General features: G+C 70.1%; 20 protein-coding genes and 1 pseudogene. 8 read left to right on the top strand and 13 right to left on the bottom strand.

Annotation, left to right across the window (positions count from 1 at the left end):
• Positions 1–204: 204 nt before the first annotated feature.
• Together G6048_RS15240 and ku are read right to left on the bottom strand one after the other, a co-directional pair.
• Positions 205–1,152: pseudogene (locus G6048_RS15240) on the bottom strand (extracellular catalytic domain type 1 short-chain-length polyhydroxyalkanoate depolymerase); the annotation flags it as partial.
• A 242-nt stretch (positions 1,153–1,394) separates the two neighbouring features.
• Positions 1,395–2,411 carry a non-homologous end joining protein Ku gene (ku, locus tag G6048_RS15235; protein WP_408056138.1) on the bottom strand — a complete coding sequence of 339 codons (1,017 nt, stop codon included), beginning with the start codon at positions 2,409–2,411 and terminating at the stop codon, positions 1,395–1,397.
• 60 nt (positions 2,412–2,471) lie between these two features.
• On the opposite strand from ku, the gene ligD reads away from it, so the two are divergent.
• The gene (gene ligD / locus G6048_RS15230; protein WP_165340067.1) at positions 2,472–3,353 is read left to right on the top strand and encodes a non-homologous end-joining DNA ligase; all 882 of its coding nucleotides are present in this window, start codon (positions 2,472–2,474) and stop codon (positions 3,351–3,353) included.
• Here the strand turns inward: ligD and G6048_RS15225 are convergent.
• Positions 3,350–4,090 (bottom strand): TioE family transcriptional regulator, encoded by a 741-nt coding sequence (locus tag G6048_RS15225; protein ID WP_328826024.1) that lies wholly within the window; start codon positions 4,088–4,090, stop codon positions 3,350–3,352. The two genes, ligD and G6048_RS15225, sit on opposite strands and share 4 nt — an antisense overlap.
• A gap of 61 nt (positions 4,091–4,151) precedes the next feature.
• On the opposite strand from G6048_RS15225, the gene G6048_RS15220 reads away from it, so the two are divergent.
• Positions 4,152–5,363, top strand: coding sequence for an erythromycin esterase family protein (locus G6048_RS15220; RefSeq protein ID WP_165340065.1), 1,212 nt, complete (start codon positions 4,152–4,154; stop codon positions 5,361–5,363).
• Between the two features lie 22 nt (positions 5,364–5,385).
• Here the strand turns inward: G6048_RS15220 and G6048_RS15215 are convergent, their stop codons facing one another.
• On the bottom strand, positions 5,386–6,189 hold the full coding sequence (locus tag G6048_RS15215) for a nuclease-related domain-containing protein (protein WP_165340064.1): 804 nt from the start codon (positions 6,187–6,189) through the stop codon (positions 5,386–5,388).
• 89 nt (positions 6,190–6,278) lie between these two features.
• Here G6048_RS15215 and G6048_RS15210 point away from each other — a divergent pair, with 89 nt between their 5' ends.
• Positions 6,279–6,785 carry a protein-tyrosine phosphatase family protein gene (locus G6048_RS15210; protein ID WP_206341613.1) on the top strand — a complete coding sequence of 169 codons (507 nt, stop codon included), beginning with the start codon at positions 6,279–6,281 and terminating at the stop codon, positions 6,783–6,785.
• A 118-nt stretch (positions 6,786–6,903) separates the two neighbouring features.
• Here G6048_RS15210 and G6048_RS15205 read toward each other — a convergent pair whose 3' ends face one another.
• The 3 genes from G6048_RS15205 to G6048_RS15195 all read right to left on the bottom strand — a co-directional run bounded on the left by G6048_RS15205 (position 6,904) and on the right by G6048_RS15195 (position 10,848).
• Positions 6,904–8,865 (bottom strand): sensor histidine kinase, encoded by a 1,962-nt coding sequence (locus G6048_RS15205; RefSeq protein WP_165340063.1) that lies wholly within the window; start codon positions 8,863–8,865, stop codon positions 6,904–6,906.
• Positions 8,866–9,033: 168 nt separating this feature from the next.
• Complete coding sequence (locus G6048_RS15200) at positions 9,034–9,633, bottom strand: Uma2 family endonuclease (protein WP_165340062.1); 600 nt, start codon at positions 9,631–9,633, stop codon at positions 9,034–9,036.
• Positions 9,634–9,741: 108 nt separating this feature from the next.
• On the bottom strand, positions 9,742–10,848 hold the full coding sequence (locus G6048_RS15195) for a ferritin-like domain-containing protein (protein ID WP_165340061.1): 1,107 nt from the start codon (positions 10,846–10,848) through the stop codon (positions 9,742–9,744).
• 143 nt (positions 10,849–10,991) lie between these two features.
• Here G6048_RS15195 and G6048_RS15190 point away from each other — a divergent pair, with 143 nt between their 5' ends.
• The 4 genes from G6048_RS15190 (at position 10,992) to G6048_RS15175 (ending at position 14,387) form a co-directional block, all read left to right on the top strand.
• Positions 10,992–11,930, top strand: a complete 939-nt coding sequence (locus G6048_RS15190) for an AurF N-oxygenase family protein (RefSeq protein WP_165340060.1) — start codon at positions 10,992–10,994, stop codon at positions 11,928–11,930.
• A gap of 158 nt (positions 11,931–12,088) precedes the next feature.
• Positions 12,089–12,814, top strand: coding sequence for a TetR/AcrR family transcriptional regulator (locus G6048_RS15185; RefSeq protein WP_165340059.1), 726 nt, complete (start codon positions 12,089–12,091; stop codon positions 12,812–12,814).
• Positions 12,811–13,125 (top strand): hypothetical protein, encoded by a 315-nt coding sequence (locus G6048_RS15180; protein WP_165340058.1) that lies wholly within the window; start codon positions 12,811–12,813, stop codon positions 13,123–13,125. Before G6048_RS15185 ends, G6048_RS15180 begins: the two co-directional genes overlap by 4 nt.
• Before the next feature lie 101 nt (positions 13,126–13,226).
• Complete coding sequence (locus tag G6048_RS15175; protein ID WP_165340057.1) at positions 13,227–14,387, top strand: C40 family peptidase; 1,161 nt, start codon at positions 13,227–13,229, stop codon at positions 14,385–14,387.
• On the opposite strand, the gene G6048_RS15170 is transcribed toward G6048_RS15175, so the two are convergent.
• From G6048_RS15170 to G6048_RS15150, 5 genes are read right to left on the bottom strand one after another with little or no spacing between them, the layout of a single operon-like run.
• On the bottom strand, positions 14,342–15,613 hold the full coding sequence (locus tag G6048_RS15170) for a styrene monooxygenase/indole monooxygenase family protein (RefSeq protein WP_165340056.1): 1,272 nt from the start codon (positions 15,611–15,613) through the stop codon (positions 14,342–14,344). The two genes, G6048_RS15175 and G6048_RS15170, sit on opposite strands and share 46 nt — an antisense overlap.
• 47 nt (positions 15,614–15,660) lie before the next feature.
• On the bottom strand, positions 15,661–16,299 hold the full coding sequence (locus G6048_RS15165) for a GTP-binding protein (RefSeq protein WP_165340055.1): 639 nt from the start codon (positions 16,297–16,299) through the stop codon (positions 15,661–15,663).
• Positions 16,280–16,693 carry a DUF742 domain-containing protein gene (locus tag G6048_RS15160; RefSeq protein ID WP_165340054.1) on the bottom strand — a complete coding sequence of 138 codons (414 nt, stop codon included), beginning with the start codon at positions 16,691–16,693 and terminating at the stop codon, positions 16,280–16,282. Before G6048_RS15160 ends, G6048_RS15165 begins: the two co-directional genes overlap by 20 nt.
• Complete coding sequence (locus G6048_RS15155; protein ID WP_165340053.1) at positions 16,690–17,196, bottom strand: roadblock/LC7 domain-containing protein; 507 nt, start codon at positions 17,194–17,196, stop codon at positions 16,690–16,692. Before G6048_RS15155 ends, G6048_RS15160 begins: the two co-directional genes overlap by 4 nt.
• On the bottom strand, positions 17,193–20,609 hold the full coding sequence (locus G6048_RS15150; RefSeq protein ID WP_235989862.1) for a nitrate- and nitrite sensing domain-containing protein: 3,417 nt from the start codon (positions 20,607–20,609) through the stop codon (positions 17,193–17,195). The genes G6048_RS15155 and G6048_RS15150 overlap by 4 nt, the downstream gene beginning before the upstream one ends.
• Before the next feature lie 356 nt (positions 20,610–20,965).
• Between G6048_RS15150 and G6048_RS15145 the strand changes: the two genes are divergently transcribed.
• A complete protein-coding gene (locus G6048_RS15145; RefSeq protein ID WP_165340051.1) occupies positions 20,966–21,751 on the top strand; it encodes a protein phosphatase 2C domain-containing protein in 786 nt (261 codons plus the stop codon).
• A 44-nt stretch (positions 21,752–21,795) separates the two neighbouring features.
• Here the strand turns inward: G6048_RS15145 and G6048_RS15140 are convergent, their stop codons facing one another.
• On the bottom strand, positions 21,796–22,332 hold the full coding sequence (locus G6048_RS15140) for a MarR family winged helix-turn-helix transcriptional regulator (protein WP_165340050.1): 537 nt from the start codon (positions 22,330–22,332) through the stop codon (positions 21,796–21,798).
• Between the last annotated feature and the right edge of the window lie 83 nt (positions 22,333–22,415).

The raw sequence follows: 22,415 nt of genomic DNA, 5'->3' as shown, positions 1-22,415 counted from the left end.
ACGGCGAGTGACGCTACGGGGCAGTAGCCTGCCCGGACGAGCCTGTCTGACGCGCGCTGCGCGCCCACAAGTTCCGTACGCGTATCGGCGAGTTGAGGGGTGCTCCGCGCTCGGGAGTCGTGCCGCCTTCAGCTCCCGCCCCGGGCCGGTCCTGAGCCCGGCCCGAGGTGGCCACTTTCACTGAAGCTGTGCCGGGCCCAGCTAGCCGTCCAGGCCGAAGAACGTGATCACGCGGGTTCCCATGCCCCAGGTGTACAGGTTGTGGCCGACGCCCTGGAGGCTGATGGCCTCTACGGGGGCCTGGTCACCGGTGGAGCCGTAGCGGGTACGGGTCCAGCCGGACTGTGGGGAGTCGGTGCGGGACGGCGTCTGGCTGAGGCCGTGCACGTTCGTCCACTGCTTGACCTCCTCCCCGAAGTTGGGGTACCGCAGCACGTCGTCCTCGGTGCCGTGCCAGAGCTGCATACGCGGACGGGGTCCGTTGTAGCCCGGGTAGGCGCCGCGGACCAGGTCGCCCCACGCCTGCGGGGTGCGGATGAGGTTGCCGCCCGAGCAGTCGCTGTTCCACTCGGACCCGTTGGTGGTGGCGAAGCAGGCGAACGGCACGCCCGCGAAGGCGGCGCCCGCCGCGAACACGTCCGGGTAGTCGCCCAGCAGGACGTTCGTCATCATCGCGCCGGAGGAGATGCCGGTGGCGAAGATCCGGTCGGTGTCCGCGTCGTAGGTGCGGGTGACCCAGTCGACCATGGACTTGATGCCCACCGGGTCACTGCCGCCGTCCCGGCGCAGCGCCTGCGGCGAGGAGACGTCGAAGCACTTGCTGGCGCGGGTGACGGACGGGTAGATCACGACGAACCCGTGCCGGTCGGCCAGTTGGGCGTACTCGGTGCCGGAGTGCATCGCCGGACCGGAGCCCGTGCAGTAGTGCACGGCTACCAGGACCGCCGGGTTGGGGGCGACGTTGTCCGGGACGTACAGGTACATCTGGAGGTTGCTGGGGTTGGTGCCGAAGTCGGTGATCTCGGTGAGGGCGGCGGTGGGGGCGGCTTCGGGGGGAGCCTCCGTACGGGCGGAGGCCGCGGGCGCGGTGAGGAACGCGGCCGCGAGTAAGGGCACAAGCGCGCCGAGGAGCGCGACAAGTGCCGAACGCAGGGGTCTCCTCGGGGTGTTGCGGGCAGGGGTGAGCACGTCGTTGTCCCTTCCTCACGAACGAGCCCCCAAGGCATCGTGACATGAACACGTCTCTAGTGGAAGCGCTCCCACAGAGGTGTTCGGGGTTCGCCGCGCAGGCGTACAGGCATCGGCCCTGAACCTTGCTTCTGACCTCTCTCAGGCCTGGGGTTCCTTGACGGGGGACCCGGTCAGCGCCGGCTGAAGCGAGCGCCGTACTCCGATCAAGCCGAGGCTCGCTTGCGAGGCGAGGTCTTCTTCGCCGTCTGCTTCTTGGTCGTGGACTCGGACTTGCTCTTCTCGGCGGTGGACTTCTTGGCCGCGGTTTTCTTCCCCGCCGTCTTCTTGGCCGTGGACGTCGACTTCTTGCCGCTGGTCTCCTTGGGAGCCGTACGGGACGTCTTGCCGGCAGCCCTCTTGCGGGCGGGAAGCCGCTCGACCTCGCCCTCCCCTTCCTCCTCCTCGCCCCGAGAGGCGCGGGCCTCGCGGACGCTGGACTCCAGGGCGGACATGAGGTCGATGACCTTGCCGCCGCGGTCGGCGGCGGGAGGGGCGGGGACCTTCTCGCCGGTGGCCTTCGCGGCGATGAGTTCCTCGACGGCCTCGCGGTAGTCGTCGTGGAGCTCCTCGAAGTCGACCTCGCCGAGCGTGTCCATCAGCGCGTCCGCGAGGTCGAGTTCCTTGTCGCGGACGGTGACGCTCGCGTCCGGGGTCGCGGACTCCGGGGCGCGGACCTCATCCGGCCACAGCAGTCCGTGCATGGCGATGACGTCCTCGACGACCCGCAGCATCCCGAGCCGCTCCCTCCCCCGCAGCGCGAACTTGGCGATGGCGACCCGCCCGCTCCGCTTCAGCGCCTCACGCAGCAGGGTGTAGGGCTTGGCGGCGGGAACTCCGTTCGCCATCAGGTAGTACGCGGCGTCCATCTGGAGCGGATCGATGCGCTCGGCCGGGATGAATCCCACGATGTCGATCGTCTTGGCGGTCGGCAGGGGCAGCGCGGCCAGATCGTCGTCGGTGATCGGGATGATCGTGCCGTCCGGCTCCTCGTATCCCTTGCCGATCTCTTCGGACGCGACCTCCCGTTCCTCCAGCTCGCACACCTTGCGGTAGCGGATACGGCCGCCGTCCTCGGTGTGGATCTGGCGGAAGGAGACCGAGTGGTGCTCCGTGGCGTTCACCAGCTTGATCGGGATGCTGACCAGGCCGAAGGAGATGGCGCCGTTCCAGATAGATCTCACGTTCGACACCTTTCAGGTCGTTTCAGGTCATTTCGTCCCGATACGTGGGATTCTCATCGTATGACGCCGATCACGGAGGTGGAGGGGCGAAAGCTCGCGCTGAGCAACCTGGGGAAGGTGCTCTATCCGGCGACCGGTTTCACCAAGGGCGAGGTGCTGCACTACTACGCGACGGTGGCGGACCCGCTGCTCGCCCACCTCCGCGACCGCCCCCTGTCCTTCCTGCGCTACCCCGACGGGCCCGACGGCCAGGTCTTCTTCGCCAAGAACGTTCCGCCGGGTACGCCCGAGTGGGTCGGCACGACGGAGGTTCCGCGGTCGGAGGGGGCGGCCCGGATGGTGCTGATCCAGAACCTCGCCTCGCTGATGTGGGCGGCGAACCTGGTCACGGAGTTCCACACTCCCCAGTGGCGTGCGGACACCCCTCACCTCGCGGACCGCCTGGTCTTCGACCTCGACCCGGGCGCGCCCGCCACGATCGTCGAGTGCTGCCGGGTGGCACTGTGGCTCCGGGACCGCCTGGCCGCGGACGGCCTGCGGGCCTACGCGAAAACCTCCGGCTCCAAGGGCCTGCATCTCCTCGCCGCGCTGGAGCCGACGCCGTCCTCCGAGGTCACGTCATACGCCAAGTCCCTGGCGATGGAGGCCGAGGCGGAGCTTGCCCCTCTGGTCACGCATCGCATGACGCGGAGCCTGCGCCCCAGGAAGGTCTTCGTCGACTTCAGCCAGAACGCCGCTCGCAAGACCACGGCGACCCCGTACACCCTCCGGGCCCGCCAGGCGCCCACGGTTTCCACGCCGGTGACCTGGCCGGAAGTCACGAGCTGCGCCCACCCCACCGACCTGACGTTCCACGCCCCGGACCTCGCCGCCCGTCTGCGCGAGCACGGCGACCTGTTGTCCCCGCTGTTCGACCCGGCCCAGGCCCACCAGCTTCCTTAGAGGTCCTTGAGGCTTAAGGAGTCCGTGAGGTAGGCGTCCAGTGCGGCGGCGCCGGTGAGCATGGCGCGGCTTCGGGCCGAGAGGCGGGCGTGCCAGTCGTGCAGCGTCGACTCGAGCGGCACGATACCTCCGGCGGAACGGACCTGGGCGATCAGCGGGGCGACCTGTTCGAGCAGGTAGCCGCCTCGTCGGAGCTGGTGGACCAGGAGGGCGTCACGTACGTCGGCCGCGCTGTAGACCCGGTAGCCCGTCTGCGGGTCGCGGCGCGGCCGGACCAGGCCGGCGCGTTCCCATTTACGCAGGGTGGCCGGGCGGATGCCGAGCCTTCTCGCCAGGGGGCCGACGAACATCTCGCCGCGTTCCTGCGGTACGGGCTCGAGGTCGCGCAGCGCGGCTTCGACCGACTGGAGGGTGCGGCGGTCGTCGAGCAGCTGGGCGTGGCTCTCGTCGATGAGCCGCAGCGCGTCCTCGGCGGCGTCCCGGTTGACCGCCTGCATGATCGCCGTGGCCGTCTGATGGCCGTGTCCGGGCACGAGAGCGAGGAACGCGCGCAGGGCTTGCGCGTGCCGCGGGGTGTAGGTGCGGTAGCCGTACGAGGTGCGTTCCGCGGCCGGAAGGATCCCGGCCGCCTCGTAGTTGCGGACCGCCTGCGTGGACAGTCCGTGCGCTCGCGCCAGGTCGACCGGCCTGAGTCGACCACCACTTTGAAGGTGACCATCACTTTGAAGGTTTCGCACCACTACCCTGCCCAGATCGACGAAAAGTTTCCACTGATAGTTCAACGATACCGTTGAGGGCATGCCTGCTGATGTCACAGACACCGCCCATGTCGTCGACCCTGCAACCGTCATGGGGTTGCTCCCCGCCAAGCCACGGCTGCTCGCCCTGGGCGAGCCCACCCACGGCGAGGACTCTCTGCTCGACCTGCGCAACGAGCTCTTCCGGCAACTCGTCGAGCAGGAGGGCTACCGGACGATCGCGATCGAGAGCGACTGCATGACGGGCCTCGTCGTGGACGACTACGTCACCTCGGGCACGGGCACCCTCGACGAGGCCATGGAGCACGGCTTCAGCCACGAGTGGTTCAACGCGTCCGCGGCCAACCGCGAGCTGGTGCGCTGGATGCGCGCGTACAACGACGGCCGGCCCGCGTCCGAGCGGCTCCGCTTCGCCGGTTTCGACGGCCCTCTGGAGATGACCCACGCCTCGAGCCCCCGGCAAGCCCTCACCGCACTCCACGCCTACCTCGCCGCCCGGGTGGACGCCGACCTGCTTCCCTGCACCGCGGAAACACTCGACCGCCTGCTCGGCGCCGACGACCGGTGGACCAGTCCCGCCGCGATGATGGACCCGGCCCAGTCCGTGGGGCAGTCGGCCGAGGCCAGGGAGTTGCGGCTGCTCGCCGACGATCTGGTGGCACTGCTCGACGCGCAGACGCCGCACCTGATCACGGCGACGTCGCAGGACGACTGGGACCGGGTACGCCTGTACGGGCGCACGGCGACCGGCCTACTGCGCTACCACTACTGGATGGCCGACACCTCGCCGGCCCGCATGACGCGGCTGTGCGCGCTGAGGGATTCGATGATGGCCCACAACCTCCTTGCCGTCGCCACTCGGGGCCCGGCACTCGTCCACGCCCACAACTCCCATCTCCAGCGCGAGAAGAGCACGATGCAGATGTGGCAAGGGCCGGTGGAGTGGTGGAGCGCCGGCGCGCTGGTGAGTGCCCAACTCGGCGAGGCGTACGCCTTCCTGGCCACGGCCCTCGGCACGATCCGCCACCAGGGGGTGGACACCCCTCCCCCGGACACCGTCGAGGGGCTGCTGTACGCGCTCCCGCAGCAACGCTGCCTGGTCGACGCCCGCGCGCTGGCCGCCACGCTCGCCGACGCGACGCCCGCTCCCCGCGAGTCCCCCTGGTACGGCTACGCCCCCCTGAACCCGGCACACCTGACCGGCACCGACGGGATCGTGTTCGTGAAGGACGCCCGGCGAAGCCAGTCCTAGTACTCCAACAGGAAGGGCTGCCCTAGACCCGCCCCCAGGTCCCCCGGTCCCGTGCCATCGCATGGAGCGCCTCGACATCCGCCGGCTTCAGCACGCCTCCCGTACGGGCCAGGGACGAGACGTCCGCGTCCTGGAGGACGACAACCTCACGCGGCGGCGTCGCGACCGAAACGTTCGACGGCGCGAACAGCGCCAGCACCGGATGCACCTCCGCCGTCAGCGCATACGACGCCCGGTCCGCGACGGACCGGACCCCGCGCAGCAACGGCGACGGCTCCCGGCGCCCCACCGTCACCATGGGATCAGCGACCAGCACCCGCTGCTTACGGGCGTACAGCGTATGGACGGCGAACAGCCCACCCGGTCCGATCACCAGGTGGTGAAGGCGGTCGCCACCAGGCAGCGGAACGGAATGCAGCGCATGCCCCCCAGCCCCCTCCAGCTCGTCCAGCGCCTCCCCCACGGCCAGCTCCGCGGCAAGCGCCCGCCGCCGGGGATCGGGCCGCAGCCGGTGCGGGGCGGACGGATCGCGGTCCAGAGCGATCTGGAGGGCCTCACCGGGCCGGTTGGGGGCGAGGTCGTCGTCCGGGTGCAGAGTGAGCCGGGCGAGCTCCGCGGGGGTCGGGACCGGCGGCGGCCCCACGGTCACAGGGCCGGTCAGAAACGGGCCGAGCGCGTCGAGGACGTCCTCGCGCCGGTCGTCGCTGAACAGGTTGACCCGGCCCGCGTCCCTGTCGTACCAGGCGACGTTCCTGCCGTCGGCGTGACAGACGTACAGCCGTTCCTGACCGTGCCGCCAGGTCGGTACAACGCGCAGTCGGCTCATGCACCATCACCCCAGACCATGGGAACAGGCGGGGTACTCCAGGGGCAAGAACCCAGTTACCTTTGTCACGACTTGAGCGGGAGGTGCCGTTGCGGCCCAGTAGCAAGCAACCCGATGTGCCGGCCCCGGACAGCCCCTGGAGCGAGATCGTGCCCGGCCTGTGGATGGGCGGACACGAGTACGCGAGCCGGTCCGGCGGGTTGGAGTTCGCCGTCGTACGCGATGAATTCGACCTGGTCCTGACCTTGCTCCGACTACCCGGACACGGCCCCGACAACCATGTGGAACACCATGTGTGGCCGATCCCGGACGGCCCTCTGGACGGTACGCAGCTCGCCGGCGTCCTGCGGCTCGCACGGACCGCGGGCGAGGGGCTGACGCAGGGCCGCCGGGTCCTGGTCCGCTGCTACCACGGCTACAACCGCTCGGGCCTGGTCGTCGCCCACGCCCTGATCCGCGCGGGCCACACCGCCGACGAGGCGATCCGCCTGATCCGCAGCCGCCGTTCCCGGTGGGCCCTGCACAACGATCTCTTCGTGGCGTACCTGAAAACCGGTCTCGACACGGTCCGGCTCCTCGAAGAGCTGGCCGAATGATCAGCGGAGACCGGAGCTCACCCCGATGGCGCAGCAGGTGAGGCGACCCCCCAAAGGCCGACGCATAGCGTGGCGCTCAGTCACCAACAGTTACCCCGGCTGGACGGCGGTGCTCGGCTCAGCCGCTCACCACGGCCGTTGACGAAGGCTCCCGTACGAGCGCGGCAGGCAGGGCCACGTACGCCGTGATACCCGAACCGGCGGTGGGACGCAGCTCCACATGAGCGCCGAGGCGGGAGGCGAGCGCACCCACCACATGGTGGCCGAGGAAGCGCGTGGGTGCTGTGAGGAAGGAACCGCTGCCGGACAGCAGGGCGTTGGCCTCGGCCATGCGTTCCCGGGTCATGCCGATGCCGCGGTCGACGATCGCCAGGCAGTACTCGGCGCCGTCCCGCCAGCCGTAGACCTCGACCTGCTGGTGGGGCGGGCTGAACATCAGGGCGTTCTCGACGAGTTCGGCCAGCAGATGGGACAGCTCGGCGACGGCATGGCCGCGGATGCGGCAGGCCCCGACGTCGACGGCCGCCACCCGGCGGTACTGCTCGACCTCCGAGACGGCCGACTGCACGACCTCGGCGACGGTGACCATGCCCGGCAAGGACCGGGCGGGAGCCTCCTCGCCGGCGAGGACGAGCAGGGACTCGGCGTTGCGGCGCATGCGCGTGGCCAGGTGGTCGAGCTCGAAGAGTTCGGCGAGGGCGTCCGGGTCGAGTTCCTGGCTCTCCAGGGTGGTGATCAGGCCGAGCTGGCGCCTGAGCAGCGTCTGGTTGCGGCGGCCGAGGCTGGCCAGGGACTCGGTGCTGTTGCGGCGCAGGACGGCCTGTTCGGCGGCGAGGCTCACAGCGGTGTGCTCGACATTGCGCAGGGCGGCGGCCAGTCGGGTGATCTCCCGTGCGGTGCCCGGGAGTTGGGACGGCCGTGATGTGTTCGGGTCGCCGGGGCGGGGCGTGTCCAGGTCAGCCTCCTGGATGCGTTTGACGGCGGTCGGCAGCCGGGTGCCCGCGACCGCGTCGGCCTCGTCGGCGAGGGCGCCGAGGGGACGGGTGATGGAGCGCGCGGAGATGACGGCGAGCGCGGTGGCCACGGCGACGATCAACGCGCCCAGGCCGAGGAAGCCGCCGAGTTCGAGGGTGGCGGCGGCGCCGCTGTCGTCGGCGTCGGCACGTACGTCGTCGCCGACCGTGCGCTGCACCTGGTGCAGATCGTCGACGAGGGTCGTCATGTCCCGCCACCAGCGGGCCGGGGCGACGTCCAGCCGTGAACCGTCGGCGCCTTGCTCGGCCTGCGTCTCGTAGCCGCCGACGCGCCGGGCGGCGGCCGTCTTGAAGGCCGCGTCGAGGCCGGACTGCTGGGCAGGCGTGGCGAGTTGGCGGAACTGGCCGAGCGCGGCGAGGCGGGTGGCGCGGATCTCGGTGAAGTCGAGGTACTCGCCGCCGCGGAAGCGCCCGGCCGCGAACACCCCGTTGAGGGAGCCGCGTTCGAGGGCCACGGCCTCGGTGGCGCGGGCCAGGGCCTGCAAGGCCTGGACGCCCTCGGTGATACGGCGCTCGCCGTGGGCCGCGCCCGCGGACTCGGCGTCGATGAGGGCGGTGACGGCCTTGGTGTAGTAGGTCAGGGTGCCGGCCCGGTCGGCGGTACCGCCGTCGACCTCGGCACGGGTCGCGGCGAGATCGACGAGGGGTACCTGGGCATCGTCGAGGGCGGAGGCGGCGGCGCCCGGCAGATCACCGCTCTCCTCCGAGAGCACCGCTCGCAGTGCGGCGGAGGCGTCGTCGGTACGGTCCCGCTGGTTCCGTACGTCGTCCCGGTACTCCTCGGCACCGCCCAACAGCCCGTTGGTGAGCCCGCGTTCGCGTTGCAGTTCCCGTACCAGATCCTGCACCCGCAGCAGCACGCCCACCTGCGCCTCGGTCCCTTGAGCGGCGGACCAGTCGGCGGCGCGGTCGGCGACGCCCAGCCCCGTCAGCACGAGCAGCAGGCAGGTCGGCACGGCCAGCACGATGGCCATGCGCCCACGGATGGAGTTCCAGCCGGGAAGGGCAGGAAGGGTGGGAAGTTTGGTCAGCACGTTCCCCGTCATGCCCCGCGAGGCTACGGACGGGCCGGTGAGGCGGCGGTTTCCCACCCGTAAGACATCGGTGCACAGGAACTCACCCTGCGCCAGCGGCAGTTGTGAGAAGCGGAGGTAAGGGGACGGGACGCGCGGCCCTCGGCGGCACGGCCTCCCCGAGGGGCTGGGCTGCTCGGTCTAGCGACGGCGGTTGATCGCGGTGAGGTCGATGGTGGTGGGGAACGGCTCGCCCACTGTCAGCCTGTTGTGAAAGATGCCCGTGGGCACGTATGAGCTCGTGGCGGGATCGAGCTCATAGACGTAAGCCACAGGGAGGCCATCGTTCTCCTCCACACGCCAGTAGTGGACGATCCCCGCGTCCGCGTACTTGCGGGGCTTGACCTTACGGTCGCGTTCCTCAGAGTCCTCCGAGACGATCTCGACAGCGAGGATGACGTCGTCCGGGTGAAGCCGCGTCCGCTTGGGTCCCAGGTCCGCGCCGGCTCGGACCACGAGCACATCAGGCTCCGGGCGGTTGCGCTTGTCAAGCTTGACCGTGAACTCACGGAAGACGTCGAACTCGTCCGGCACCTGCTCGAGCAGGCTGTTCTCCAGCAGACGCAGGGTACGCATGTGAAACTCGGTCTGCGGACTCACGAGGACAAGACTCCCGTCGATCAGCTCCGTGTGCGGAGGCAGGTTCGGGAGCTGGTCAAGGTCGTCTGCTGTCCAGCCGCCAACCGGCGGACGAGGCCAGTCGTAGCCTTCGTCCACCTCGTACTCGTGTGCGGCGCTCATGATCGCTCCCATGGGACGGAGTCTGCCTGACGCAGTCAGCGTATCCAGGACGAACAGCGATTCGCCGCCCCACCGAGTGATCATCGGACGCGCCGTTGACGTCTCACGTCAGCCCTCCGCCCCCGCCTCGATCGCCCCCTCCACCTCCGCCACCCGCTCCCTCTCCTCCACCGCGAAGCGCTCCGCGTCCAGCTTCTCCGCGATCTCCTCGTCCTGGGCCATCAGCTGGTCCAGGTTGGAGTTGCCCATCTCGAAGACGCCCATGTCGACGTACGCCTGCTGGAGTCGCTTGCCCCACAGGCCGATGTCCTTGACGCAGGGGACGATGCGACTGAAGAGCAACTGGCGGAACAGGGCGAGGAATTCGGACTGCTCGCTGTACTCCTCGGCCTCCGCCTTGGGGATGCCGAAGTGCTCCAGGACCTCGACACCGCGCAGCCGGTCGCGCATCAGGTAGCAGCCCTCGATGACGAACTCCTCGCGTTCGCGCAGTTCGGCGTCGGAGAGCTGCTTGTAGTAGTCGCGCAGCGCCATACGGCCGAAGGCCACGTGACGGGCCTCGTCCTGCATGACGTACGCGAGGATCTGCCGCGGCAGCGGCTTGTCGGTCGTGTCCCTGATCATGCCGAAGGCGGCCAGAGCGAGGCCCTCGATCAGAACCTGCATTCCGAGGTACGGCATGTCCCAGCGCGAGTCGCGCAGGGTGTCGCCGAGCAGGGACTGGAGGTTGTCGTTGACCGGGTAGACGAGCCCGATCTTCTCGTGCAGGAAGCGTCCGTAGATCTCCGCGTGCCGGGCCTCGTCCATCGTCTGGGTCGCGGAGTAGAACTTGGCGTCCAGGTCGGGCACGGACTCGACGATCCGGGCCGCACAGACCATCGCGCCCTGCTCGCCGTGCAGAAACTGGCTGAACTGCCAGGAGGCGTAATGCTTGCGCAGCTCGCCCTTGTCCCGTTCCGTCATCTTCGCCCAGTGCCGGGTGCCGTAGAGGGTGAGTGACTCGTCGGGGATACCGAGCGGGTCGTACGGGTCAACCTCCAGGTCCCACTCGATACGCCGCTGTCCGTCCCACTGCTTGTCCTTGCCCTTCTGGTACAGGGCGAGCAGCCGGTCCCGTCCGTCGTCGTACTCCCAGCTGAACCGTGCCGCACCGCTCGCGGGCACCTGCCAGAGGGGGTCTCCCGGGTCCTGGGCATAGAGGTCATACGTCGGCATGGTGCGCAGGCTCCCGCGTGCTAGACGAAGTGTCAACAAGTCTCACGCAAGGGATTGACGCGCTTGCTGACAGGCGGTCTCATAAGCGTTGACCACCGGTAACTCTCTTGACCTGTCCGGATCTTCGAAGAGGTGGCTCGGCCATGACGACCCTGACGGAAGCCGACGCGCTCGAAGGTGTGCGCGATGCGCTCGGCATGCTCAAGGACCGGGAACAGGTGGCCGCGCGGCTGCTCGACGCGTCCGCGAAACACTCCTTCGACCCTGACAAGGAGCTGGACTGGGACGCGCCCTTCGAGGACGGCAAGTGGTTCTGGCCGCCGGAACTGGTGTCGCTGTACGGCACGCCGATGTGGCAGCGGATGTCCCAGGAGCAGCGGATACTCCTCTCCCGGCACGAGGCCGCGGCGCTGGCCTCGCTGGGGATCTGGTTCGAGATCATCCTGATGCAGCTGCTCGTACGGCACATCTACGACAAGGCGGCGACGAGTGCGCACGTGCGCTACGCGCTGACCGAGATCGAGGACGAGTGCCGTCACTCGAAGATGTTCGCCCGTCTCATCAGCCGGGGCGACACCCCGTACTACCCGGTGAGCCGCCTCCACCAGAACCTCGGGCGCCTCTTCAAGACGATCTCCACCACCCCGGGTTCCTTCACGGCGACGCTGCTCGGCGAGGAGGTCCTCGACTGGATGCAGCGCCTGACGTTCCCCGACGAACGCGTCCAGCCCCTGATCCGCGGCGTCACCCGGATCCACGTCGTCGAGGAGTCCCGCCACGTCCGCTACGCCCGCGAAGAACTCCGTCGCCAGATGGTGACCGCGCCGCGCTGGTCCCAGGAGTTCACCCGCATCTCCTCCGGGGAGTTCGCCCGCGTCTTCTCCGTCGCGTTCATCAACCCCGACGTCTACACCAACGCCGGGCTCGACCGCCACGAGGCGCTGGCCCAGGTCCGGGCCAGCGCACACCGCCGCGAGGTCATGCAGACCGGAGCCAAGCGGTTGACGGACTTCCTCGACGACATCGGGGTGTTGCGGGGGGCGGGGCGGCGCTTGTGGAGGTCGTCGGGCTTGCTGGCGTGACGCGGCGCGGTGAACGGCGCGACAAGCCACGACGGCGCCGCACCCGCCCAACCGCCGGAGGCACCCCGCGGGGATGCGCGACCAGCCACAACGAACCCGCGCCCGACAACGAACCCACCCTGCTCAACCGCCGGAGGCAACCGGCTACCCTGACCGATATGACCACCGCCCGCACATACCGGCGGCTCACCGTCGAACAGCGGCGCGGCCAGCTGCTGAACGCGGCGTTGGAGCTCTTTGCCCGGCAGGTCCCTGAGGACGTTTCCCTCGATGATGTGGCGGAGGCCGCGGGGGTGTCGCGGCCGCTCGTGTACCGGTACTTCCCCGGCGGGAAGCCGCAGTTGTACGAGGCGGCCCTGCGATCCGCCGCCGAAGAGCTGGAGCACTGCTTCGCCGAGCCCCCGGAGGGGGCGCTGACGAAGAGACTGGCGAGCGCGCTCGACCGCTACCTCGCCTTCGTGGACGAGCACGACGCGGGATTCAGCGCCCTCCTCCAGGGCGGGAGCGTCATCGAGACGTCCCGGACGACCGCCATCGTGGACGGAGTCCGCCGCGCCGCCGCCGAGCACATCCTGAGTCACCTGGACGTGAAGGAACCGGGGCCACGGCTCCGGATGACCGTGCGGATGTGGATCACCGCCGTCGAGGCCGCCTCCCTCATCTGGTTGGACGAGGAGAAGGAACCGCCGCTGGACGAGTTGCGCGACTGGCTGGTCGAGCAGTTCGTGGCCTGTCTCGTGGCGACCGCCGGACGCGACCCGCAGACCGCCGGCGTCGTACGGGCCGCACTCGCGATGGAGAGCGCCGAGGGACCGCTCGGCGAGCTGGTCCACCGGGTGCTTCCCGTGATCGGCGACGCCCCGTTTGTGAGACTGGACCCGTGAAGAGCGAAAACACTCCCTTCGTGGGCGGCCCGCTCGACGGCCGCGTACTTCCGGTACTGCTCGGCATGACCGGGCACCCGCCGAAGGTGTACCGGGTTCCGGTCCCGGACTCGGCGGGCGGTCCGCCGACCGTTCTCGTCTACCGGCGCGTTCCGGCGGCGCAGGGCCGAAAGCTCGCCCTCCACCCGGGGTGGAAGTACGAGTTCGATCCCGAGGGCGACAAGGGCGGCAAGCTCAAATGGCCGTGGTCCAAGCCGGAGACCAAGCCAGGCGCCACGCCGGGCGCGAAGCCCGACGACGCCCACGAGTGACCGCCTTGAGCCGAACCGACCACTGCCCGCGCGAGCGCGACGCAGCCGTCTGATGCTCGCGGTACGAGGTGGAGGGGCCACCCCGTACCGGAGGTGATGACGTGTCAGGAAGGCTTCTGCGTCTGGTCTGTACGGCGGCGATCGCGGCCGGCACAGCTCTCTCGCCCGCACCCACAGGAGCCGCCGCGGAGCCCGGCGAACGGCCCGTAGCCGAACTGCTGACAGACCTTCAGCGCCTCTACCGGCAAGCCGAGCAGGCCACCGAGACCTACAACGCCACCGAGGAGAAGCTGAACAAGCAACGCGCCGAGGTCGGGAAGCTGAACCGGCGGCTCGCCAGGGCCCGGCTCACCCTGCACGACAGCCGCAGCGCCGCCGCACGGCTCGCCCGGCAGCAGTACCAGAGCAGCACCGAGATCTCCCCGTACGTACGCCTGCTCCTCGCCCGCGACCCGCAGCACGCCCTCGACCAGGCGCATGTGATCCGGCAGGTCTCCAAGCGCCGGGCCGTGACGGTGAACCGGCTGACCGGCAGCGAGAAGAGGACGGACAAACTCGCCCGAACCGCCCGCAAGGCCCTCGACGGCCAACTCGCCCTCGCCGAACGGCAGAAGAAGAACCGTGACACCGTACGGACGCGCCTCGAGGACGTCGAGGAACTGCTCGCCTCCCTCAGCGCGGACCAGCTCGCCGAACTCGCCGAGCTGGAGAAAGCCTCGGAGGCGGAGGCGCAGGAGGAACTCGTGACTTCCGGTGCGCTCGGCAGCAGCGCGCGCCCGCCCTCGCGGCAGGGCGAAGCGGCGCTGCGGTACGCCGTGGAGCAGATCGGCAAGCCGTACGAGTCGGGCGCCGAGGGGCCGGACACGTACGACGGCTCGGGGCTGACGTCCGAGGCCTGGGAGTACGCGGGGCAGCCCATCCCGCGTACCAGCCAGGAGCAGTGGGAACGGCTCGACAGGGTGCCGCTGAGCGAACTGCGACCCGGGGACCTCGTCGTCTACTTCCCCGAGGCCACCCACGTCGCCCTCTATCTCGGCAACGGCATGGTCATCCACGCCCGGCCCGGCGCGAAGGTCAAGGTCTCACCGCTCGCGGCCAACCCCGCCCTCGGCGCGGTCCGCCCGGACCCGGCCGGGGAGCCCGTACGGCAGTACACGCCACCGAAGCTCCCTCCGGGCGCGAGGGACGGATCGGACGAGGGATACGAGGGCGAGAGCTACGAGGCCGAAGCCTCCGCCTCGCCCGCCACCGACGCCAGATAAGCCTCGGTCTTCTCCGGCTCGTAGAAGAAGTGCTCGAAGTCCGCCGGGTCGTTGAAGCCGTTGGCGAAGCGGTCGGCGACCGGTGGGAGCTGGCCTGCCGCGCCGATCAGGTTCAGGACGTGCTCCGGCGGGGCGCCGAGCATCGCGTTGGTCCACTTGGTGACGTACTGGGCGGTGTCCCAGTAGCGCTCGAAGGTCTGGCGCATCCAGGCCTCGTCGAAGGGCTGATCACCGTGCGAGAGGATCGAGTCCAGGTACGAAGCGGCGCATTTCGAGGCGGAGTTGGAGCCCTGGCCGGTGATCGGGTCGTTCGCCACGACGACGTCCGCGACGCCCAGGACCAGTCCGCCGCCGGGGAGGCGGCCGACGGGGTTGCGGACGGTGGGGGCGTAGCGGCCGGACAGCGTGCCGTTCGCGTCGGTCAGTTCGACCTTGGTGGCCCGCGCGTACTCCCACGGCACGAACTTCTCCATGAGTTCCAGGGTCAGGGAGAGGTGTTCGGCCGGGTCCTTGACGCCCTGGAAGACGTCGAGCGGGCCGCCGGGTATGCCCTCGAAGAAGAGGATGTCGGCGCGGCCGGAGTTGGTGACGCAGGGCATGACGAAGAGTTCGCCGACGCCGGGGACCAGGTTGCAGCGGACCGCTTCGTAGTCGGGGTGTTCGGGGCGCGGGCCGAGGCCGTGTACGTACGAGACGGCCAGGGCGCGCTGCGGCTCGCTGTACGGGGAGCGGGCCGCGTCCCGGCCGAACATGGAGACCAGCTCGCCCTTGCCGGCCGACACCAGGACCAGGTCGTACGTACGGGAGAAGTAGTCGAGGTCGGAGACCGCCGCGCCGTGGACGACCAGCTGGCCGCCGCGCTGCGCGAACGTCTCCATCCAGCCGGCCATCTTCACGCGCTGGTCGACCGACTGCGCGTATCCGTCGAGGCTGCCCACCCAGTCGATCGCCCGCTGGGTGGGGCCCGGGTCGTGCGAGCCGGGGGCGGCGACCGAGACACCGAGTCCTTCGATCTTCGGGGCCTTGGACTCCCAGAAGTTCAGCTCGAGATCGCGCTCGTGCTGCAGGGCCGTGTGGAACATGCACTGCGTGGACATGACGCGGCCGGTACGGATCTCGTCCGCCGTCCGGTTGGACATCAGGGTGACCTCGTACCCGTGCGACTGGAGTCCGAGGGCGAGCTGGAGTCCGGACTGGCCGGCTCCGACGACGAGTATCTTCCGCATGCGGGTCCTGTCTCCTACTGGAACTACTGACCTGGAACTACTGGCGATTACTCGGGGCTGACGGCGAGCGCGTGGCCGACGAGGGCCAGCAGGGTCTCGATCACCGAGATCCGGCGGCGCGCGTCCATGATCATGACGGGTATGTGGGCGGGCACGGTGAGGGCCTCGCGTACGTCTTCGGGTTCGTACCGCTCGGTGCCGTCGAAGTGGTTGACGGCGACGACGTACGGCAGTCCGCAGCTCTCGAAGTAGTCGAGGGCGGGGAAGCAGTCCTTCAGGCGGCGAGTGTCGGCGAGGACGACCGCGCCGATCGCCCCGCGGACAAGGTCGTCCCACATGAACCAGAACCGCTGCTGGCCCGGTGTGCCGAAGAGGTAGAGCACCAGGTCGTCGTCGAGCGTGATGCGGCCGAAGTCCATGGCCACGGTCGTCGTCAGCTTCTCGGGCGTCGCGGTGAGATCGTCGGTGTCCTCGCTCGCCTCGGTCATCAGCGCCTCGGTCTCGAGGGGCGTGATCTCCGAGACGGCGCCGACGAGCGTGGTCTTGCCGACGCCGAAGCCGCCCGCCACCACGATCTTCGTGGCGATCGGGGCGCGCGTCGGGTCCGTCTGCCAGGCCTGAAGGCTCTCGTCCGCGTCCGGGACGGCTATGGGTTCGGCGGCGGCCTCAGAGACGGCGGAGTCCATTCAGCACCCTTTCGAGCAGTGCGCGGTCCGGCTGTCCCGGGCCGTGACCGGTTCCGTACACGCGGATCTTTCCCTGATCCGCCAGATCGCTGATGAGTACGCGGACCACGCCGAGCGGCATCTTCAGCAGCGCGGCGATCTCGGCCACGGTCCGCATGCGGCGGCAGAGTTCGACGATGGCCCGCATCTCGGGCATGACACGGGTGTTGAGGGAGCCGTTCGTCAACTCCCGCCGTTCCTCGGGGGCTTCGAGCGCTGCGGTGCTCGCCACGAAGGTCTCGACGAGCAGTACGTGGCCGAAGCGCGTACGGCCGCCGGTGAGCGAGTACGGGCGTACGCGGGCCGGTTTTCTGTCGCCGCCGCGTATCGGAAGCTTGGGCGCCTGGCTGCTCACTGGGTGCTCCCTATCGACGCGTCCTCTATCGACTGGCGCAGCTCGCTGCGGAGTTCGGGGGTCAGGACGTGCCCGGCGCGGCCCACGAAGAGCGCCATGTGGTACGCGACGACGCTCATGTCGCAGTCCGGGGCGCCGTGCACGCCGAGCAGCGAGCCGTCGCTGATCGACATGACGAAGAGGCTGCCCTCCTCCATCGCGACCATCGTCTGCTTGACGCCGCCGGAGTCCATCAGCCGTGCGGCACCGATGGTGAGGCTGCCGATGCCGGAGACGACGGTGGCCAGGTCGGCGGAGGAGCCCCTGGGGCCGGTGGGCCCGCCGGTGCCCGCCACCGCGACGGCCTCCGCGTTCCTCCCGGGGTCGGAGGAGAGCAGCAGCAGACCGTCGGAGGAGACCACCGCGACCGACAGGATGCCCGGCACCTCCTCGACGAGGTTCGTCAGCAGCCAGTGCAGATTGCGGGCCTCATTGCTCAGTCCGAAGGTACTCGGCGCCTTCAACTGCTTGCCTCCTCGACAGTGTCCCCCTGGACGTTGTCCCCCTCGGTTTCCACGACTTCCGCTGCGCGTTCCCGTACGGGTTCTGATGCGCGCTCGCGCTCCGCCGTGCGCGCCGTCTGCTGCTCGGCGAGCTCCGCCTCGACGTCGCGGCGGCCCTCGATCGCCCCGCGGTGGAACCCGCCCAGCCTGCGGCGCAGCGCCTCGGCGTCCACGGACGCCGCGCGCGGCCTGGCCGCCGGGGCGGGCGCGTTGACCTTGGGCGTCCGCTTGGGCAGGCCCTTGTCGGTGACCCGCTCGGGTTCGTCCGCGACCGGTGCGGCTGCGACCTGTTGGCCTGCGACCCGCTCATCGGCGAAACGATCGTGTGCGAAACGGTCGTCGTGGGCCCGCTCGTGCGAGTCGGGGCCGATGGCGTACGGGTCGGGGTTGCCGGCCTGCGCGGGGATGGCGATGAGCGCCATGGTGGTCTCGGGGGCGGAGGGCTCGGGGGGCCCGGATTGCTCGGGAGGCTCGGCAGACTCCGAGGGCTCAGCGGGCACAAGAGGTTCGGCAGATTCCCAGGCCTGAGCGGGCGCAGAGGGCTCAGCGGTTTCCGGCCGCTCTGGATCCTCGGCGGGCCGAGCGGACTCTGCCTGCTGAGCCGATTCAGCCGGCGCGGCCTCGGCTTCCGGTGCGAAGGGCGCCGCGTCGTCGCGTACGGCTTCCCCGGCGCCGGTGCCGGAATCGGCGGGCGCGAAGGACGCGGCATCGTCCCGTACGAACCCCTCGGCGCCAGTCTCGGAATCGGCGAGCGCGAAGGGCGCGGCGCCGTCGCGTACGACGTCCCCGGCGCCGGTGCCGGAATCGGCGGGCGCCAAGGACGCGGCATCGTCCCGTACGAACCCCTCGGCGCCGGTGCCGGAATCGGCGAGCGCGGAGGACGCCGCTTCCTCCCGTACGAACCCCTCGGCGCCGGTCTCGGAATCGGCGGGCGCCGCCTCGTCGTCCCGGGTGCCCGTGCCGGAATCGGCGCCGGCGTCGGAATCGGCACCGGTGTCGTCCCGTGCCGCCTCTTCCGCCGCCGCGATCAGCGGATCCCCGCTCGAATGGCCCGATTGGCCCGAACGGCCGTGCAGCACATTGGAGTTGGCCTCGGAGTCGGCGCCGGGGAACGACAGCGACCGGGCGCCGCCGAGTGCCGGGTGGGTCGACGAGGGGACCGCCACGGCGGGAGCGGCGGCGAGCAGCGACTTGGGCAGAACCACGACCGCCGCGATACCGCCCTGCTTCTGCTCGCGCAGCCGTACCCGTACGCCGTGCCGGTGTGCGAGCCGCGCCACCACGTACAGGCCGAGCCCGAGACCCTCGCCGCTCTCCTGGTCGTAGGTGTCGTACGCGTCTTCGGGGTCGAAGTCCGAGAGGCGGGCGTTGAGCTGGTCGAGCCGGTCGGTGGTCATGCCGATGCCCTCGTCCTGGACGGAGAGCATGATCTCGCCGCTTTCCAGGAGCCAGCCCGAGACCTCGACGGGAATGTCGGGCGGCGAGAACGACGTGGCGTTCTCCATGAGTTCGGCCATCAGGTGGCTGATGTCGTCCGCCGCGAACCCGGCGAGGTGCGCGTGCGGCGGCAGCGCGGCGATCCGTACCCGTTCGTAGCGCTCGATCTCGCTGACAGCGGCGCGTGCGACATCGACGAGCGGGACCGGCTCGGGGTGCTGGTGGCCGTGTTCGGCACCGGCGAGGACCAGCAGGTTCTCGCTGTGGCGGCGCATGACGGTGGCGAGGTGGTCGAGGCGGAAGAGCGTGGCGAGCCGATCGGGGTCCTGCTCGCGTTCCTCGAGCTGCTCGATGACGGAGAGCTGCCGCTCGACGAGGCCGAGGGTGCGCAGCGAGAGGTTGACGAAGGTGCCGTGGATGCTCTGCCGTACCTGCGCCAAATGGGAGGCGGCCTCGGCGAGTTCGCGGCGCAGCTTGTCGCGCTCGTCGGCCATGTGCTGCCGTTGGCCGATGAGGTGTTTGCGGTCGCCCTCCAGGCTCGTCAGCCGCTCCTGGAGCGCGACGGCGTGCGCGTGCAGCGCGTTGACGGAGCGTACGACCTGGGCGAACTCGTCGTCGCGGCCGGTGAACTTCACCGGCTCCTGGGAGGCCGGGTCGGCGGCGAGCCGGGCCGAGCCGAGGCGGAGCACGGCCAGCGGGCGGGTCAGCGTACGGGCCATGGCCGTGGAGACGCCGACGGCGATCAGCATCAGGAAGCCGAGGAGCGCGATGCGGATCTCCAGCGCGGTGACGTCGTCGTCGCGCAACTGGGCGAGATCCTTGGCCCGTTGGCTGTTGAGGGAGGCCTCGATGCCGCGCATCTGCTCGACGCGGGCGGAGAGCGCGGCGTCCAGTTTCCGGGGGTCGGTGCCGAGTTCGGACTCGGAGAGGGTCGCCCGGTCGACGAGGGTGGCGAGGTACTTCTCGGCGGAGGTGACGTCGGGGCCGGTCACCGTGGAGTAGTACGAGGCGCTGTCGGTGCTGGGCGCCGCGTCGTGGAAGTCGGCGAGCGCGGCCTGCTCGCGGACGTTCGCCTGCTGGGCGGCGGCGCTGAGGGCGTTACGCGTCCGAGTGTCGGCCGTGGACGACGTGATCTCCCTGCTGGTCTCGCCGGTGGCCGGGTCGGTGACGGTCTCGGTCTTGGTGGGCACGTTCAGTGCGGCGAGGAGCAGTCCGCGGGTGGCGGCGGCCTGCTGGACGGCTGTGTCGAGGTCGGCGAGCGCGTGCGCCCCGGAGCCCGCGCGGGGCGGCAGCCGCTCGGCCAGGTCCTCGGCGAGGCCGTGGAGTTCGGCGATGGCGGCGGAGTACGCCTGATGCGCTTCGAGAGCGGTGCTCTCGCCGGTGAGCGCCGCTCTGCGTACGGAGGAGATCTCGCCGAGGTCCTTGCGCAGCTCGGCTGGCGCCTCCTCGGTGCTCAGCTCGTCGACCTGCCGGTCGACGCGGGCACTGTGCCGCTCGGAGGGGCCCTCGCCGTCGGGGCGGCCGGCCGCGATGTAGGAGGTGACCTCGTCGCGTTCGTCGGCGAGCGCGTGGGCGAGGGTCAGCGCGTCCTTGGTCTGGTCGGCGAGCGTGACCAGGTTCTGGGAGTCGTTCAGATCGCTCGAGGCGGTGACGATGGAGGGGGCACCGGCCGCGGCGATCGCGGCGGCGACCACGGCGACGGCGACGATGAGCCGGGTGCGTACGTGGGCGGGGCGGCCCCTTCCGGCGTTTCCAGCAGCTCCGGCGGGGTCGGGGTAACTCGGCTTTCCTGCCGGGGAGTTCCGGGTGCGGCCCGGCGCCGCCGACGACGCGGGCTCCGGAGAGTCCGGGGAGCCCGGCGTGCGCCCGGAGGCCTCTCCCGAGGCCGACTGACTGCCTTTGCGCCGAGGCCGCATCTTCTGCACCGATGCTCGCATTCTTGACTCGTGTACCCGTGGGCCTGGTGACGGTCCGTCAACGAACGTGTCGCCACCGTTACGGCTCCCGACCCTCCCAGTGCCGGTGGGCAGTGGCCCCGCAACGCCTGACCCGCCACCCAAAGGAGTGAACATCGGTGGGGCAGGGGTGGGCAAGTTCTTCTGGCCTGTGCAGCGACCTTGCGCGGCGGGCCGGGTGGACTCCCGCGGCAGCCGGTGGCAAGATGCGCCGCCGTGCTCCGGCGGAGCCGATTATTCCGCCTCATTTCAGGCGGGTGACCTGCTACTCCGCGCCAATTCGGCGACGATTGCCAGCCTTTGACGAAGCTTGTGAAGGGCTCGTGCAGACTGGCCGAATGCGCACGGAACTGATCTCGGTCCCCGGTGATCCTGCCCGCCCGAACGAGGACTACGCAGCGGCCGGACTCCCCGCCTCCGGTCAGGGCGGTTCACTTGTCGTGCTTGACGGAGTGACTCCACCGGCGACCGAAGTGGGATGCCGGCACTCGGTCCCGTGGTTCACGGCACGGCTCGGCGGAGCGCTGAGCGAACTGTCCGCTTCACGGCGAGATCTCACCCTCGCCGAGGTGCTGGCCCAGGCCATCTCACGCACCGCAGACGCCCATCGCGCCACCTGTGACCTTTCTCACCCACGAACCCCTCAGGCAACTGTGGTCCTCGCCCGCTGGTCCGCGCACGAGATCGAGTACCTGGTCCTCTCCGACTCCGCCCTCCTCGCCGAGTCCCCTTCCGGCACGGTCACCCCCCTCCTCGACGACCGCCTCGCTCGCGTCCCCCGCGCCTCCCTGGCCACACACGCGATCACCGACGCGACGATCCGCAACAAGGAGGGCGGCTTCTTCACCGCCGCCGCGGACCGGTCGGTGGCGGCCCGCGCGGTGACCGGCACGCTCCCGCGCACCGAAGTCCGCACGCTCACCGCGCTGACGGACGGCGCCACGCGCTGGGTCGAGAAGTTCCGGCAGGGCGACTGGGCGGACCTCGTCACGCTGGTGCGGAAGGAGGGGGCGCAGGCGCTTGTGGACCGGGTGCGGGCACTCGAACGGGCCGATACGGAGCGGGAGTTCCTGGGGCGGGCCAAGGCGCATGATGACGCGACGGTGGTGTACGTGGAGTTTTGATCCACCTGCTCGCCACCTGCACTCCGCCTGCACTCCCCCGGAGTTCAGCCCTCACTTCTCCGGTTCAACTGGTGAAGCAGCCGGGCCAGTTCAGCGACTTCCTTACGGTCCCAGTTCGCGAGCTGCCGCACGTAGCGCGCCCGCCGCGCATCCCGCACCGTACGGAACCGGGCCCGGCCCTCATCCGTCAGGTGGACGAGCCAGGCGCGGCCGTCGGCGGGGTCGGGCTCGCGGGCGATGAGGCCCAGCTCTTCGAGAGCCCTCAGCTGCCGGGACATGGTGGCCTTGCCGACGCCGATGAAGGCGGCGAGCTCGGTGGCACGCTGACCGCTGCGCTCATCCAGGCGTGCGAGCAGTCCGTACGCGGCGGACTCCAGATCGGGGTGAACCTCCCGGGCCATCTCCCCGGAAGAGGCCCGCGCGCGCCGCAGCAGAACGGTCAACTCCCGCTCCAGGGCCAGGAATTCCTGATCCACACCCTGCCCCGCCCGCAACGGCTGCCCCTCACCGTTTCCACCCTCACCCACATCGGCCCCTGACTCTGCTCGCCCGATCCTGAAAGTTGGCCGAAGCTTAGTCATTCCCGCAGCTCCGGGGGTATTTCCCGGACGTACGCGAAGACCCGGGCCCCGCAAGGGAACCCGGGCCTTCTCACCTCCCGGTG

It is taken from the genome of Streptomyces ureilyticus (genome assembly GCF_011045025.1).
GTDB classification, from domain to species: Bacteria; Actinomycetota; Actinomycetes; order Streptomycetales; family Streptomycetaceae; genus Streptomyces; species Streptomyces ureilyticus.
Note: the sequence above shows the minus strand (reverse complement) of the source record. Positions and strands in the feature narration are given on the sequence as shown.